This is a genomic window from Aquimarina muelleri DSM 19832 (genome assembly GCF_000430665.1).
Lineage (GTDB): Bacteria > Bacteroidota > Bacteroidia > Flavobacteriales > Flavobacteriaceae > Aquimarina > Aquimarina muelleri.
On record NZ_AUML01000030.1, the window covers coordinates 1 to 18,022 of the forward strand.

The 18,022-nt window shown below is 33.3% G+C and carries 8 protein-coding genes; all 8 read right to left on the reverse strand.

What is annotated here, in order from left to right:
• Positions 1–5,617 (reverse strand): beta-ketoacyl synthase N-terminal-like domain-containing protein (locus tag H527_RS23170; protein WP_211235734.1); only part of this gene is annotated, 5,617 nt, incomplete at its 3' end.
• 121 nt (positions 5,618–5,738) lie between these two features.
• Positions 5,739–6,569, reverse strand: a complete 831-nt coding sequence (locus tag H527_RS0112740; RefSeq protein WP_027413075.1) for an SRPBCC family protein — start codon at positions 6,567–6,569, stop codon at positions 5,739–5,741.
• Positions 6,570–6,656: 87 nt separating this feature from the next.
• Positions 6,657–7,925, reverse strand: coding sequence for a GMC family oxidoreductase N-terminal domain-containing protein (locus H527_RS0112745; RefSeq protein WP_027413076.1), 1,269 nt, complete (start codon positions 7,923–7,925; stop codon positions 6,657–6,659).
• A gap of 56 nt (positions 7,926–7,981) precedes the next feature.
• Positions 7,982–8,869: an outer membrane lipoprotein-sorting protein gene (locus H527_RS22060; RefSeq protein ID WP_035088126.1), complete on the reverse strand. Its 888-nt coding sequence runs from the start codon at positions 8,867–8,869 to the stop codon at positions 7,982–7,984.
• A gap of 89 nt (positions 8,870–8,958) precedes the next feature.
• Positions 8,959–9,687, reverse strand: a complete 729-nt coding sequence (locus tag H527_RS0112755) for a DUF4386 domain-containing protein (protein ID WP_027413077.1) — start codon at positions 9,685–9,687, stop codon at positions 8,959–8,961.
• A gap of 126 nt (positions 9,688–9,813) precedes the next feature.
• On the reverse strand, positions 9,814–12,375 hold the full coding sequence (locus tag H527_RS0112760; RefSeq protein ID WP_027413078.1) for an efflux RND transporter permease subunit: 2,562 nt from the start codon (positions 12,373–12,375) through the stop codon (positions 9,814–9,816).
• 83 nt (positions 12,376–12,458) lie between these two features.
• On the reverse strand, positions 12,459–16,253 hold the full coding sequence (locus H527_RS0112765) for a beta-ketoacyl synthase N-terminal-like domain-containing protein (protein ID WP_027413079.1): 3,795 nt from the start codon (positions 16,251–16,253) through the stop codon (positions 12,459–12,461).
• Positions 16,250–18,013: an aminotransferase class III-fold pyridoxal phosphate-dependent enzyme gene (locus H527_RS22065; RefSeq protein ID WP_051316753.1), complete on the reverse strand. Its 1,764-nt coding sequence runs from the start codon at positions 18,011–18,013 to the stop codon at positions 16,250–16,252. Before H527_RS22065 ends, H527_RS0112765 begins: the two co-directional genes overlap by 4 nt.
• Positions 18,014–18,022 lie beyond the last annotated feature (9 nt).

Genomic DNA, 18,022 nt, shown 5'->3' on the forward strand with positions numbered 1-18,022 from the left:
CTGCTTGTAACTCTTCCGGGGAAACCAGTAAAATACCAGAGGGCTTTTGTAAAGGAATCTCTGTAAAAACTGCTTTTTCTCCTTTTTCTCCTGTATGAAAGGTATCTGCTTTGTTACTATTTGTTAATGGTATATAGATTTCTTTGGAGGATTCTTTCGGTTCTTCTTTTTCTTTTGCCTCTAGTTGCTTTGGTACTGCTACCTGCGCATAGCTTTCTTGTCCTACAGGGATAAAAGTTTCTTCCTTGTAATAAACACCGCGTAGCTCCACACATATATCCCCCTTGGAATCACAAAGGTCTATATCCAGTTTGGTATCTAAATCCGTATCTGCACTATAACGAACCCAGGCAAACATTTTCTGAGTGCATGCTCCTAAAACCTGTACGCTATCCAATCCATCCAATACCATCGATCGAACCGAAGCTTGGTGGATATCTCCTCCCAGTAAAACGATACCTGCTTGAAGACCACTCTCTACTATACTGGGGTGCAAGACATAGTCTTGTAAACTTGATACAACAACTTCTGGTACTTCTAACTCTGCCAATAGTTGCCTATCTCCCAAATGAATCGTCGTTATTCCTTGATAGGAAGCACCATAAGAGCGTCCCATTCTGGTGAAAAAATTATATACAGTAGCAGAGTTTTCCTCTCCTACTCTTGTTTGTCTCTTTAGATCTGTGAGATCAAGAACTCTTTTTAAAGAGGATGCCTTAACAGTAACATATCCCTGACAATGTACTAGCTCTTTATCTGTATCTGTACTATACACCTCAAAAGCAAATTCTTGTTTGGTCTGTGCTAAAAGAGCTATATGCACCGAACTGGTTTCTGTAATCTGTACTGGATCTGCCCAAACAATATCCTGCAACTCCAAAATATAAGGTTCCTCCTGCGATGCTAAGGCTTCCCTAATTGCAGCATAAGCCATCTCTAAATACCCAACTACTGGAAGTACTTTTGGTTTCGAGTCCGGATCGGACCCTAATTTATAATCCGATATAAAAAACTCCCTTCCGCTAAAGGTCGAACTATAGCGTTGCTCTTGGAAGTCTGATGCGTTCTTATGTAACAACGGATGTAAAACAGATCCGGATCCTGAATTGGATACCGTATTGGTTTTCTCTGAAACAGCGATCCAATACCGCTCTTTGGCAAAGGGATAACCAGGCAGACTAATAAGTTTAGGGTGCTGACCTTTGTATAATTCCTTCCAATCCAAATCCTGTCCTGCTACCCATTTTTCTGCAAGTTTTCTCAAGTTTTCTTCAGAAAATTGTTTTTCTTTTATCTGCTGATTAGTAGTTATGCTATTTACCTGACCTGTCCATGTACAATTTGTATTAATATCCCCAATCAACCATTGCTGAAGTTTATCCTGTAAATCCTTCCAGCTTGTAACATTGATCGCAAGACGATACTTCATAGCTTTGCGTCCAACCTGCCAGCTATAGATTGCATCGGTAAAATTGGTTATATCGGCTGTATTTTTTGACCAATTAATAATTTTTTCAACATAATCTCTAAGTCTATCTTTATTGACTGCTGATAAAACAAATAGATTATGATCTATAGCGATGCTCTTTTTTGAATCTGCTATATATTCCTGTACTACAACATGCGCATTAGCGCCTCCTGATCCAAAACTACTTACCCCTGCAAGACGTGGAATCTTAGTCTTCCAATTCTCAAGCTTATCTTGAATACGGAAAGAAGTACCTTGAAAATGGATTTTCGGATTAAGTTCTTCATAATTAATCGATGCTGGTAATTGGCGATGCTGCATAGATAAGATAACCTTCAATAAACCTGTAATTCCTGCTGCAGATTCCAGATGTCCAAGGTTACTTTTAACAGATCCAATGGTACAATTTTTAGCTTGTTCAGTTGGTACTAATTTAGAGTAAGCTGTTTTGATACCTTGTATTTCAATCGGATCGCCTAATGAAGTTCCTGTGCCATGTGCTTCAAGATAGCTAAGGTCTTTTGGTGATATTTGTGCGTTTTTCCAAGCAGCTACATATAATTCACTTTGTTTTTGTGGATTAGGAACTGTCAAACCTCCTCCAAGACCACCGTGATTAACAGCACTCCCTTTAATTACACCATGTATTTGGTCTTTATCTTCAATTGCCTTATGTAAAGGCTTAAGAAGAAGCATTACCGCCCCTTCTGAACGAACATAACCATTGGCTTTAGCATCAAATACCTTACAACGAGAATCTGGAGAGAGCATACCTGCACTTTGGTAAGCTATTGATAAATCTGGATGACAAATAAAATTAACTCCACCCACTAATGCTGTAGAACACTCTGATGATCGCAAAGATTTAATAGCTGTATGTAAAGCTACTAATGAGGCTGAACAAGCCGTATCGATAGTAAGGCTTGGTCCATTAAAATCATAAAAATAAGAAATTCGATTGGATAATACTGCCAGTGAACTACCTATAGCATGATGTGCTTGGGTTTCCAAGTTAGATGCTTGCATTAAACGATAATAATCACAATTGCTAGCGCCAATAAACACTCCTGTATCGGTTCCTTTTAATGTATCAGGTACTATTGAAGCATCTTCCAGACAGGCCCATACAAGCTGAAGTAATATTCGTTGTTGCGGATCCGTAGCTGTGGCTTCTTTAGGCGACATGCGAAAGAAAGCTGCATCAAAAGTGTCGCCATCAGAAAGAAATCCTCCTTTATCTATCCCTGGTTTATCTGTTCCTGTTGGCCATTTACCTCTCTCTTTTGGAAATGGGCTAATCATACTTTTTGCTGAAGCAAGTACCTCCCAAAGTTCATCAGCAGACTCAATACCCCCAGGAAGTTTACAAGACATACCCACAATAGCTATGTCTGTATCTAATTCTTCTTCAATTTTTTTAGTGCTTTTTTCTTCCTTATGTTTTGTAACATATAGAGGATTAGACTCAGGGAGAACTTCTAAATGAGTTGACAAATAATCAATGACTTTATTAATTGTATTGTACTCAAAGAAAAAACCTGCTTGTAATTCTAAATTAAATTTTTCTTCAATCTGTTTTTGAAGAAGTAATAAATCCGCAGAATTTAATCCCATTTCCATTACAGGATAATCAAAAGCAGCTGGAGTTATATCGATATCCAGCAACTGAACAATTTTTTCTTTCAAAAATTGATTAATTTCTTTTTTATCAATTAGATTTTCTTTGTTTAGTTTACTCCAAACATCTGATTTAGTAAAGGTTTTGGATTGTAATAAAAGATATTGAACTACTTTATTTAGATTATTGTATTCAAAGAAAAAGCCTGGTTGCAACACTTGATTATATTTTTCTTCAATCTGTTTTTGCAATGCCATTAAGTCTACTGAGCTTAACCCTATTTCCATCACAGGACGCTCAAAATCAATAAAACTTATATTTACATCTAATAATTGGGCTATTTCTTTTTCCAAAAACTGACTTATCTCAGATTGGCTTAGGCTTTGTTTTTTCTGAAAAGAAATTGATTGATCCTTAACTATTGATCGGTTCTTATTACTTTGTCCTATCCTGTTTAGTATATCATACTCTATTAATACACCATACCCTTGATTGTCATAATCCTTTGAACGATAATTTGATATAGGTTTTACAATTCTAGCTCCATGGGCATCATGAAAAGCAAGGATAGGATCCTGTTTGCTTCCTTTTTGCTGAATATAGCGCTCCATGGATAACTCATCATTTGCATTATAATTTTTACAAAGACTTACAGCTACAACTCTAAGTACTCCTGCAATAAGACTACATCTTTGAAGCATAAACTCCAGTAATTGATCTCCATAACCAAAACTTTGTGATTTGGGATTTATATTTACGGCTATTAGCTGGATAATAGAACCTTTCTGATCGTGTAATTCATGAACGTTATCTGAATTATATTTTTCTAATTCTGAATCGTTTACAATACACTGGCTATATATTACACCAAGTACCTCCCCTTCTTTTTCTAATACAAATTGTCCTTGTGGATATTTTTGTATACGAGTAAGGATTTGTTCTTTTGGAGTTCTTAATTGTTCCTTCCAACACATTTCTTCAAGTTGAAGAAGCTTTTCAAGATCATTTTCTGTTGCAAAGCGAATACTATAATCTCGTTTAGTTAAGTGATGAAAACTTGCTCGACAAAAACTAGATAATTCAGGGTAATGCTTTACTTGATATTTATTAAATAAACCTGTATTTGCTGCCAGAATCAAAAAGGTTTCTGCGCTGATTAGATATTGATGAGTTAGACTATGAATCGTATCGAAATAAAAATTTTCAGATCTGTCTAGGTATTCAAAAGTTTTCTGAGTAGATAGTGTATGAGCTTGGTGCACTAGTAAACCAGATTTACCTATACTATTTGACCAAGCCTTTAAATGTAGTTGCCAATGGCTTAAAACAGTTAAGGTATCGAGCAATTGACCTTCGTTATTAAGGTAATACTGCAATTGACTGGCTACAAGTGGAAAAAGAGAGTTATTAACGGATTTTGCCTTATCAATCGTTAAAGCTTGATTAAAGAAGGGGTGTATATATAACACTTTGTTTTCAGAAGATACTCCTAAGTTTTTTATTGCTATATTGAGATTATCAGGATTATTGCTATCACTTAATATTACCTCATGTTCAGTTTCTATCGACTTTAATGTATCGGTTATTTTTTCTAGTGCTTTCTGGTTATTACCAACACCAACAAGTAATAATGGATTTTGTTCTAAGTATTGACCACGTTGTGTGTGGTCCCGCACAGTCAGATAAATCTTTTTTAGTAATCCTCCATCATCACAACCAACATCTACAAGAGTAGATGGCTGTTCATTTATAGGAAACTGATTGAAGATGTCAATTACCTCTTGTTGAATATCATCAAAATAATTTTCTTGCTCTATTTTATTTACATAAACTTCTTTTGTACTGTCAAAAACATATTTTTTTTCACTAAACAACAGATCATTTATAGTATGAAGCATTGATCTATAAGATACTATATCATCCAATACCTCTGCTTGTAATAAGTTCCTGCCTTGAGCCGTTAAATATCTTGTCTCGGCAGATAACCAATTTTCTTGAACAAATAATTTTTCAATAGACTGAGCAAGTTTCTTATCGACTTGCTCTAGTACTTCGCAAAAATTATCTCTATCTTTTTCTGAAAATAAAATATCAAGATACTTTATACCTGTAACTAATGGTAATAAGATGGCTCCATTAATCAGTTGTTTAGTCAGGGTATTCTTTACCACATCCTTTAAAAGTATTTTATCAATTTTTTTACTTAGCTCTCTGGCATAGGTTACTTTTTGTATCAGATTTTCTGGTTCAACGGCGTATAAAGAGGTAAGATTAAGGTCAAAGAGATTTTTATCGGCTTGTTTGGTTAAGCGATATGCATCTTTGTTATTTTTTTCAAGCCAACCTAACGACTCCAACGATTGGAGTGCAATCGAAAAGTAACCTTCGTTTGCATTAAGTTGTTTTGTTAACCATGTTCGTTTATGAAATTTACTTCCCTCAAGTAATGTAAACAACCCCTGTTTGTGGCACGATTCAATAATAGGTACGGCCACATAGCCATGACAGCAAAACTTCAATAATTTTAGCATCTAATTAATTATTCAGAAAGAATTAAAAGGAATATTCAATTTTTGATTAAATATAATTTGCACAAATCCTGATCATATAAAAACCAACAGGACAGCAACTTATAAATTAACTTTTTTATTTTTACATCATCATCTCTACCGGCTCATCAACTTCTTGAACATAATCTACCTCAGCATTACGATATTTTTCTTTATCTAGTATTTTTGACATTTTTGAAAATGCAAAGGGTAGCATATTTGGAATAAGCCAATTAGCCAAGGCATAAGGAAAGTATCCTCCTGGATCAACAGCGTCATATATAAATTCATATTCTACCTCACCATTCTCTAAAGGTGTGTATCTCCATTTATTATGCATTTTTGTTACACGATGGTAACGCTTATTAACGGGTAGTTTATCCGGAGCTGCTACAAAATTAAATTTCATTTCTTTAGTGATAGGATCCTGTGAGAATTCAGATTTTACCACAAACTCTCGATGTTTGAAAGGAGGAAAAAGTTTTTGTTTAAAAGTATAATACACCAACTTTGGATCTACTCCGTCTAGTTTTGGATCCCATCCATCTATATAGTATGAATCAAACATACCAACGTCTTTAGCGGCATCGGGATTTCGCATAAGTGTTAAAATACTTTTTAATTTGGCATTAAGTCTTCCTATTATCCTAATCTTCAGCCATGTTTCTCCAGGAACTTTTAATGTATAAAGCTTCATTCCTTTCTTATCTGATTTCAATTTCCACTCTCCTGAACCTGATTTTTTCCAAATAGAATGGGTCGAGGTAATGATAAAGACAAGTAGTAATACTTCCATTAAAATTAATGTAATTACTCCTAATTGTCCTTCTATAAATCTATTCCATACAAAAGGTGCTACAACAGCAACAGCAATACTTAATAGTATCAATGCTACCAAAAAAGCATTGGTCTTATTTTTTTCTGAATGTTTCATTTAGTTTCTAATTTTTTAGTGTAGTTAATCAAAACTGTTGATTTATAACGGTTTTGGTTTTATTTGATTTGGTTAATTAATTGTTTTTTAAAAAGAAGCAATTAAATGTCTAGATAAATATTTGGCTAAACACACAAGAGTAAGAGTTGGTGTAATTCTTTCGTTATCAGGAAGTATAGAGCCATCACATACAAATAAGTTGTCATATTCGGTCTGAAGATTGGTGTTTACATGTTCCTTAATTTTGATTGTTCCTAATGCTCCTCCAGATATAAGGCCAGTTTTAAATATTTTTTTGGCTCCAGCATTTTTTAATATTTTATCTGCCACATCCAGTCCTCTTTTTAATTTTTGGTGATCATCCTCTGTCAATTCCTTATGATACTTACCTTTTTCAGTTAATTCTCCTCCTACTGGTTCTTTTACTTTAACTGTAATTGCAATATGCTTTGGGTATGATGCGATACGTAAGGGTTTACCAGAAAAAAGCATCCCAACATTAAATAAAAAACGGTGAAAATTAGCGTCTATCAATTCGATATCATCGTCTAACTTTGCTCCCATACAACCACAGAAATTTTCTGCTGATGAGAGGCCTGGAACTGAACCTATAAGACCAATACTTGGGTTAATGTAAAACCCATGATTTACTACATTTTTGATTCCGCTATTTCTTAAAATTATGGGAGTAGCCAAAGAGCCTGCTGCAAGAATTATTTTTTCTCCGTATGCTTTAAACGTATTCTTTTTTTTACCTATAGAATATTCAATCCCAATAGCTTTTTTATTTTCATGAATAACTTTCGAGACAGTTGCTTGGTTAACGAGTTTTAGTCCATTACTGAGTGCTTCTTCTACATAAGTTTTGGCTTTCCATTTTACTTCATAATAATTATTATGATTAAATTTAGATTGGTCTACCAACATTAACTTCTTCTTCCAATCATAGCCTAACTGAATGGCACTTTCGCTTAATTTTTTTGCCTGAGCACCAATTAATCCGTCAGATATTTCTGCAATTGGTAATTCTTTACGCACTTGTTCTAGATCTTCGGTAAGATCAATTCCTAAATTCTTAAAAGTTTCTATTGGAGGAAGGTCTGCAACCGCAAGGTACATAGCTGTAGTTCCTCCTGTTGTAAAAGCTCTTAAATCTTTCAACTTATCTGTAACCCGTACTTCGTTAGAAATTTTGGCATATCCCAAAAGGGATTCTTTAAGTGGTGAATTATCCCCTCTTTCGAGAATTAAGACTTTTTTATTTTGCTTGCTCAATTCTTTAGCAATTGTAGCCCCGCAAGTTCCCGAGCCTACGATAATAGCATCAAAATGCTCCTCTATGTTTGAATATTTCATGAATACTATTCCTTATATGATTTCTCTTTATGAAAAAAATTAGCTTATTATTTTACTTACTTTAAATTATCGCGAAACTTGCTCAAATTTCGTTCTCTAAAAGTAAAATCCTCTAAGGTTCTTGTGGTTAAAAACTCATCAGAAATCTCTTGATCGAACGCTACCGAAACCATATTCATAATACTCAATGTACGAGTGGAAAGATTATTCATAGTTAGCTTTTTTGCTATCCATACACCATCTATTTTTTCAATATCTGACATAGTCAATTGTTTATAGGGCTCTCCATGTACATATATGTTTTTCTTTAAGCTTATATATCTTTCTTTATCTATCCAGGATATAGTTTTATTATATTTTGATTTTTTTGCTCTTTCTGCATTAGGGGTATATTCAATAACCCAAGCTTCGCGTCCTTTATACTTTTCTTCACTTAAGATCTTGAAGGTATATTCATTAATTTTCAAATCTTCCATATCCTCAAGAGAAAACTCTGAACCAAAAAAACTTCCACTACTATCATTACTGTCTGCACTTGATGCTAAGCGTTTTACTTTGCTTAATTCAGGTAAATAAATCCAGCTGTCGTTATCCTTACCTAGCTCTCCATACTCATAGGTTAACATTCCTACTCCTTTCTCCTTTTTAGGTTCGATTATGATAGAAACAGATCGGCTGTCTTGCTTATTATCTCCATAATTTTTTGCAACACTTTCCAGTAATTTATTTCTAGGTTCTTCTGTACATACTATCCTTTTATCTGATACTGTATATTTACAGGTAGATAGTTTTATTCTCTGGATTGATGTATTAAAGGATTCTTTAGTAACCTTTTTCACCTTTATCATAATATCTTTTGGTGACTGGGCTGAAAGTGTATTAATTGATAATGACGGTATAAAAACAGCCAGAACAATCCATAAAAAAATTTGTTTTTTTTTCATTATTTACTCAATTAGGTTAAAAGAATTTTTAATAATATAACGTATGCAACTTTTGACTATACACAAACAAACAACTTAAGAACAAGCAGTTAATCTACATTGACAATGGTAAGATCTTGGTTTTTTCTCTTTTTAAACAAAAGCCAAAAAACAAAAGACATTTCCCCTACAAATGAAAACAGCAGAAATACTGATATAATTATAGTAAGTGTTTCGTTATCTGGTATTAGAAAGTTTTTGAAACTCTCTAATAAATGACCTAAACAACCAATCATCATTAATATGCCTGGAGCCTTTGGAAAAAACCTAGATTTAAAAATCAAATATCCAAACACCATTAAATGAAAGGCAAAAAATATACTCCATATATATTCTCCATACTCATGTGCTTTGATAAAAAGCATAACCAAAGCATATAGCTGGTTTGTTTCGAATACGACCAGATAAGATGCTCCACTCAAAAGAATTAAAACAAAAAAGTAATTCAATAAGTTGATGCTCATAACAAATGCCATAGCAAGTCGATAAAGAACTGCTATCATTGAAAGTTTACTACTTACATGCTTTAGTAATTGATATAAAAGTACTGCAAGGATTATTTCGCATAAAAAGACGATAATATCACAAAGTAAACTAAGTCGGAATAAGGAATTAAACGTTCTAATATTGCTTACTGTTGTTGCTATATCTTCATGAACAAAAAGTTTGGAAGGAACGTATAATATACTGAAAACAGAACAAAGAACAATAAATATATATAATATACCCACTGCTCTAGTTGTGCTTCTAGTAGCTAACTGATCGAAATGACTCTCCATTTATTTCTCTTTCAAATCAATGCTATTACAAATTATTTAAGTTGACTGTCAAAGTTTTTTTTGAATATTTTTTTGATACTCCTAATCATTGTTCTTTTATAATGATCAAACTTTTGGTTTCTTTTTCTATTGAGATTTTAGTTTACTTTTTTTTTGAAATTTTGGCTTAAAAACAAGTATTAAAGCTGGTAATAAAAATAAATCACACATCAAAGCTGAAAAGATTGCGATAGAACCAAATTTTCCTACATTAGCTGTTCCCTCCATAGTCGAAAAGGATAATATTCCGAATCCTAGCCCCAAAATTAAACTTGTGAAGGTAGCTGCTTGACCAGCTTCTTTTATAGTATGATATAAAGCATTTTTAATATCTCCATCAACTATAAGCTTATCCCTGTAATGGCTAATAAAATGCACGGTATCATCTACAGAAATACCCACTACTACTGGAAGTAACAATAAAATATCCACATCTACAGACCGTCCTGTTAGTCCTAATAAGCCTAGAGTTAACAAGGACGGAATCAGGTTAGGTATGATAGCAATTAAGCCTCCTTGGACCGATCCAAAAACAAAAATAAGAACAATGGTTACTGCTATCAGCACCATAATAATATCTTGTAATCCATTATCCGCTATTACCTGTACAAATTTCATATTCATAGGAAGGGCTCCCGTTATCGATACTTTAGTATCTGGGTATTGTTTCTTTAGAACTTCTACAGACTCGTCAATATCTTTTTGCATGTCCTTATATATGTTCATGTATTTATAAGAACCAACATTATATAGTTGCATTGAAATGTGAGATTTACTGTAATTATCCGAAACTTGTTTTCTTCGGTCTTCTGGGTTAGCCAAATTAAACAGGAAAAGAGTTTGAGATAAAGCATTTGCATTTTCAGGTATACTATACATCTCCTCCCTATCTTCATTCAATGTTTTATTTGCTTTTTTTACAACTTCTACCAAGGACGATGTTCTCACAACTACATCACTGTATTTACTTTCAAGTTTTCGTTGTAGCTTATCGATTGTATTTAGTACGAATGGGTTTTCAAATGCGTTTGCTTTGGATAAATCTAAATATATCTCCATATTAAGACTTCCCATCATTTTTTCATCTATAATATTTGCAGATTCTCTGTAAGGATTACCTTCAACAAATTGATTAGCAATATTAGTATCAACCTTAAGCATGGTTACACCATAGATATTTATTCCTAATACTAGTAGGAATAAAGAAATAATACCAATTGGGCTTTTTTGTACAAGAGATAATATATTATCTAATCTTTTTTGTAAAAAAAGAGAAAAATTAGGAATATACTTATCGGATGAGAACCTGAACTTTCTTTTCTGTTCTCCCTCACCCAAGCCAGGTGCCCATACATCAAACATAAGGGGTAATAGAAAAATAGTTAAGATACATGCGAAAGCCACACCGGCAGCAGACATCATTCCGAATACCTGAATACGTGGAATTGGAATAAGAAAACAAGCCAACATACCTATTATATTCGTAATTGCAGTTAATACGATAGCTTTGTTTGTGGATTGAAATACTTTTTGTACGGATACTTTACGATCATAACCTTGATTTCGAAAAAATGTATACCCAGAAAATATATGGGAGGCATCACACACACCAACAGTTAGTATCAACATGATCGTTAGCATTAAAAAAACCGTAACCTCTACCTCTAACCAACCTGCTAAGCCAACTGTCCAAACAGCACTTATAATAACAATTAAAAGGGACCAAAGTACTGCACTAAATGAACGGACGAAAAACCATAAAAGGATCGATATTATAAGTAAAAGTCCTAAATAAATCGGGCCAGCTTCTTTACTAACAATAGTTTCCTGCTCATAAGCCAATGGAGCATTCCCTACAGAATAATATTTTAAATGCTCTTTGTATTCTGGTTTATCTAAAATTGCATTAAGCTCCTTCATTAAAGGAACAAGCTCACTTAAATCTGCATGTTTAAAACGAACTCTTTCTTCTACTTCTTTTACCTCACTAAAATCTGCAACTTCCATCTCATCCATATTCAGTGGTTCATCAAATGATCCTTCTGCGGTAGTGGTAGTTGATTCCTCATTTATACGCTCGGTACCAAAATCGGTTTCTATAAGCATTCCTCCGTATTTCATATCTTTTGAAAAGAAAAGCAATGGGAAAGACTTTTCAGATTGCGCTAGCTTACGGATTTCTTCAACACCCTCATTTGTCGTCGGAATTTTATCTCCTACTAATTTTCTGGAAACTAATAAATCTCCATCTGCTATTAAGAGCGACGCGTTAACGATCGTATTTACTTTAACAATATGTTTTAATGCTGTTGAATCATCACTATACTTTGCACTAATAATATCATCATGTATTTTCTTTATAACCTCTAGAGATTTAGTAGAAAACACATCACCATCTACTGGTTTATAAGCAATATATACGCCTTCGTTGCTTCCAAATTGAGCTTTGAACTCATCCATAGCAACTAAAACTGGATCATCATCTGGAAACCATCCCTCGATGGTCATGTCAAATTTTGTTTTTGGTAATCCAAAAAATGTAAATACTGTAATAGCTATAAAAACTAACCAGATAATTAGTCTTCTTTTCCGAACCATTCCAGTAACATTTTCAAGAAACTGTGCTTTGGGTTTCGAATTCTTATTCATAACTAGATTTATTACGGTTTTAAAAAAGTGATAACCCAATAGATCTTTAATCTCTTAGGGCAATGATTTGATAGTTAATATTTTTAATCAACTAATGATGCTTTCGGAATGTTTTTTTCCTCTTTGGAAGTTTTATTGAATAAAGCATTTATCTTTTTAGCTATTTTTTTACTATTGTCCTTATCAATAATCGAAAAATGGTTTGATTGAATAGGATAGATATCAACTGGCTTATTTAGCAATCCGTTCCAACCATAATCTTCAGATGCATTTTTATATGTATCAATATAACCTTGCGTAGCCTTAAAGAGGATTACTTTAACCTCATCTGATAATTTCGAAGGTTTATAAGCACGACAAAACTTATCATTAGCTATGGTTGTATCAATACTTATGGCTAATTGATCTTTCGGGAAATTAAATCCTAAATCCTTGATGTTGTCATATATATAACTAAAAATTTCATTTTCAGGAAGTTCTTTTATTTTTTCTACATCTAAAGTTATATTGTGACCAGATGAGTTTATAAAAATAGATTTAATACCTTCTACGAGATCATCAATCATATCTCCCCCTGGTAGTGTAGGAGATATACAGTCAATAAGTATTAATGACTCTACCTTTTCCTTTTGGCTCAGTAAAATTCTTGCCATTTCGTATGCAATTGTACCTCCATTTGAGAATCCCAACAGACGATATGGACCTGTAGCTTGGATTTCTTTGACTGCTTCAATATTAGCTTTTGCAATGGATTCGATACTATCAAGCGAGCTGTTTTCTCCTGTGATCCCTACTGTCTCTAAACCATAAAATGGCTGCCTCATACCCAAAGCAGAGATAAGGTGTTGTAATGTTATCACATTACCATCGGCACCTGGAACTGCAAAAATAGGGCGTTTCTTGCCTTTTATCTGCATAGGCACTAGTATTTTACGGGTAACCTGAGGATCTATTTTACCTACCTGACCTGGATTCACTTTTGTTTGACTATTGATTGCATCTGCATACTCCTTATCATTTGTTATACTTATGTTTTTAACCTTCTCTGAATAATTCTTGGTTAAATATTTAGTAAGTGTTTTTATTTCTGGACAATTAAATAAAATAGCAGGGGATATATTGATTTGTAACAAATCATTGATTTGAGCTATCAAAGTAATCAAGCCAATGGAATTCATTCCCAGATCTAAAAAGTTAATATCAACAGGGATTTTATCCAAATTTTTATTGAGCTGTAGTGCTATCTCATGTTTAAGAAACATTTCTATTTTTTCATCAGGCTTAAGAGAATTATTTTCCTTATCCTCTTTATTAGATGTAAAAAAGAACCATTTAGCTTTCATTACGGGCTGATATGCTTCTTTAGTTATTGTTTCTTTTTTAATATTTACTGCTGACTGTTTTGTTTTAATAATTGGTTTTTCTACACTATCGATATCTATCCAATATTTTTCTTTAGCAAAAGGATAAGTGGGTAGAGATACAGGGCGTGTCTTTTTATTTTTCCAAACCACTTTCCAATCTATAGTAAGACCACTAATCCAGAGTTGGGCAAGTTGTTGCCATTGTACTGTTTCTAAACTCTGTTTGATCATCATTTTGACCATATCTTTTGTTAAGATATTGATAATATGATTTTCTTTATTAAGATTAATATTTCCACAAAAGATCTCTTTTTTCTCCAACGATTCTTCTTTACTAGAATGTTTGAATATTGTTAGTTTTTCAAGCAACTCAATAGAAGAAGAGGCTACAATAGCTAATCTTTCATCCATTGCATCACGACCAACCTGAAGAGTATAAATCATTTCTTCAAAAGATATATCTTCCTTAATTTTGGATAAATAGTCTATATAAATATTAATATATTCATTTAAACGTTCTTCATCTTTTGCAGAAAGCACAAATAACTGAGGTGTTTTTACTTTTTCTGGATAAATCACAGATTCGTCAACAGGATATTCCTCTAAAACGATATGCAAATTTACTCCGCTATCTGCAAAAGAATTAAGTCCTGCTCTTATTGGACCATTATTCTTCCGTAGGGTATCAAATGTCAGTTCTTTTTTTGCTATATACAAAGGGTGAGAAGGGTTATCAATATCCAAAAAAGTGTTTGTTTTCTCTCCTGATATGGTCATTGGAAACTTTTTATGATAAAGTGAAAGTGCTAGCTTAATAAAACTAGCCAAACCACTAACAGCTTCCAAATTCCCTATATTTCCTTTTACGCTTCCTAATGCACAATTTTTTTCTTTTGATTCGTGCTCTTTAAATACATTTTTAATGCCTTCATATTCAAATGAATCTCCCCACTTTGTCGCATATCCATCAACCTCAATATATTTTATTGATTCTGGATTTATTGAGGATTTATTATAACATTTGGTAATAACATTAGTAATTGCGTCATGTTTAACTTCTGATAAAAACCTAGCATTTCCTCTATTACTTTGATGACTAGTTTTAATAACACCATAAATCCTATTATTATCTCTTTCCGCATCCTCTAGCCTTTTCAAAACAACAGCTGCTACTCCTTCTCCTCTAGTAAACCCATTGGCGTCATCATCAAAAACTCCACATGTTCCTGTAGGAGATAGCATGCCATATTGAGATAATGATATATAATCATCTGCAAATAAGTTTAAAGATGCTCCTCCTACTACCGCTACACTACTTTCATTATTAATTAGCGAGTAATATGCTCTATTTATTGCTACCGCAGAGCCCGCGCAATTAGCATTTATAGACTCACTAGGTCCATAAAAATCAAATAAAAATGAAAGTCTGTTAGCTAAATAGTAAGTAGGACTTGAGGAAGTAAAAACAGGTCCATATTTCCCAACAGGAATTTTATCTATATTTTTTCTTAGGTAATTTTCATATTCTGCATATTCATAAGCAACATATACCGCTGCATCTGTTCCTGCTAATTTTTTAGGTGCTATCCCAGCATCCTGAAAGGCTTTATAAACCTCTTGCATTAGTAACCTTTCTTGAGGGTCTATTAGTAAAGCTTCTTCTGGATCAAGGTTAAAAAAATCAGGATCAAAGCGATCAACATCATCAATCAATGCTCCCCATTTGGAGACAGTCTTACCTGGAGAGATAGTTTTTTCATAATAATCCTCCCAATTCCATCTTGACTTTGAAATTTCCTGAATACTATTTTTCTTATCCATCAGATTATCCCAAAAGGATTCTGTATTAGGTGCGTCCGGAAAATTACAACTAAGGCCAACAATCGCTACATCATAAGAGTGATCTGGTTCTTTTATTGTTGTATTTAATTTTTTCTTGCTATTAAGACTATCCTCATTATTTTTATGAGCGGTATTATAATAGTTTATTAAATTATCTGTATGGTGAGTCAATAACGTATCTACAATATCATCAATTGATCTAAATGAACGACCAGACAAGTCTATATTATATTTTTGATTAATATAATATAGCAATTCTTGATAAGACTCCTTAATCAATCTTCTACCCTGTGGAGCACGACTTGGGGTAATCTGCTTAACAGGTGTAGGATTAAGATTAATGTTTTCTTTGATCGAAATACTTTTAGTTGCTATTTCTGATAAATCATTTGCATCAGATCCGTTATTGACATTCTCATTCTTCTCTTTGATTTCTTCCTCTAGTAAATCAGCCAGTTCTTTAATGGTATTTACATTTACAAATTTTGAGGGAGCCAGTGTAATGTTAAATTTCTTAGATATTTTATTAATCAATTCCATTGAAATAATGGAATCAATACCGAAGTCCTCGAAATTAGCATCAACATCCAGTTTTCCAGAGGAAAATCGCAATGTTATTTCGAAGATTTTTTTTATTTCTTGTAAAGTATTTTGTGCTGTTTCTTCTGTCATATCGTTACTCCTTTTTCTTGGAATTTTTTCAAATCAGAGATAATTAAATCTCTTAGTTTTTCCATTTGATCATTCTTTTCAGATCGATTCTTATGGTTATCTCTCATATCAGAACTGATGGGCATTTCTGTCTGGTCATCTTCTCTGTCTTCTTCTATACTATCCGACTCATAAAAGAAGTTCTCCTCTAACAATATGTCTATGCTATTTTTTACCGTTTTTATAATAGATTTGATATCATTATCAGAGTGTGCCATGGTTAAAAAACAATTGCCGGAAGGACTAGTTTCTACTCCGTTCATTCTCATTAAAACAAATAATAATTCCTTTACCACTCCATTCGGATCGTCTAGAAATTTAAATCTGAATAATGAACTGAAATATTCGATAATTACTGGTACCTTTTTTGAAGCAAAGAAAGAATTCAGCTCTTCGCACATTCGTTTCGTTTTTTCATTTAGTTCTTGTAAAAAGCACGAGTTTGACCCACACGTTTCATTTCCTAAAGCTAAACACCTGTCTTTAATTTCGGTAAGTATAGCAAGTGTAGCTGCTAGTTTAATAGGGTTTCGTGTATGCGTACCAGCCATGAGTGTTTTTTTAACACTTGGCATAGAGTTATCATCATAATTAAAAACTCCTCCATCTACGAAGTTCATATATTTAGTGAGTCCTGCAATCATTCCTGAAGGCATACCTCCCGCAGGGATTTTTCCATAAGTAGCTAAATCTCCTTTAATATTCCAAAGCCCCTGTACTCCATTACAACAAACTCTAAATCCGGTGATCATCTCATCCATGATCAATAAAATATTTTTTTCCAGAGTCAATTTACGTACCTCTTTTAGAAATTCGATAGGTTGATTATCTGGGTTTCTCGATTGTACTGGTTCTACTAAAACGCCAGCAATTTCATCTGCCCTGTTTTCAATAATATTTAGGTGATCCATGTTACCATAATCCAAGACTATAATCTCATCTGCAAATTCCTGAAGCATTCCCAATCCCATTGCAATACTATTACCAAACTGATCTTTTGCAGCAAGTACTGCATCCGAAAGACCATGAAAAGCCCCTTCAAAAATTACTATTTTCTTTTTTTGAGTTGCTGTTCTTGCTATTCTTACCGCCCACATAACAGCTTCTGTTCCTGATTGCGTGAGAAGAACACGTTCATGACCTGTAAGGTCACTAAAAAGTTTAGTTACCTGAGCAAGTTCTTCTGTATACCCAACCAATGGATAACCTTTTTCCATACGTTTTATAACAGCCTCCTTTATAAACTCTGGTTGATGTCCAAATAAATTAACTCCATTATCGCTGGCTATATCAATATATTTATTTCCATCAATATCATAAAGGTATGCTCCATCTGCTTTGTCATAAGTTAAATGAAACTGCAGTCGTTTTAATGCTTTTTTCAAACCTCCAGTCTTTCGTTGATCAACAAGGTGATCCTGATCTTTTGATGCATTTTCCTTCGATTTTGGAGTAGTCTTCTCTAGCTTTTTAGCCATTTTATCTATGAACAGTTTATGTTCTTGGACTAATTGTAATTCTGTTAATGCTTTAAAAACATTTCTTTTTTTTCCAGAAAAATTATTTTCAATTATATTATCCCCATTAGATAAATGTTTTTTTAATTTGGAAACCATATAATCTTTATCATTATCAGGTAATTCCGAAAAAAGTTTTAAAGCTTCTTGTTTCTCTATTTTCTTTGAAACAATTTTTTCCAATATATCGTCAATTACTGCCATATCTTTGGT

Bases quoted from the DNA above. Each gene is read 5' to 3' on its own strand.
- H527_RS0112740 (WP_027413075.1), bottom strand. From the start codon at position 6,569: ATGAAACATTCAGAAAAAAATAAGACCAATGCTTTTTTGGTAGCATTG.
- H527_RS0112745 (WP_027413076.1), bottom strand. From the start codon at position 7,925: ATGAAATATTCAAACATAGAGGAGCATTTTGATGCTATTATCGTAGGC.
- H527_RS22060 (WP_035088126.1), bottom strand. From the start codon at position 8,869: ATGAAAAAAAAACAAATTTTTTTATGGATTGTTCTGGCTGTTTTTATA.
- H527_RS0112755 (WP_027413077.1), bottom strand. From the start codon at position 9,687: ATGGAGAGTCATTTCGATCAGTTAGCTACTAGAAGCACAACTAGAGCA.
- H527_RS0112760 (WP_027413078.1), bottom strand. From the start codon at position 12,375: ATGAATAAGAATTCGAAACCCAAAGCACAGTTTCTTGAAAATGTTACT.
- H527_RS0112765 (WP_027413079.1), bottom strand. From the start codon at position 16,253: ATGACAGAAGAAACAGCACAAAATACTTTACAAGAAATAAAAAAAATC.
- H527_RS22065 (WP_051316753.1), bottom strand. From the start codon at position 18,013: ATGGCAGTAATTGACGATATATTGGAAAAAATTGTTTCAAAGAAAATA.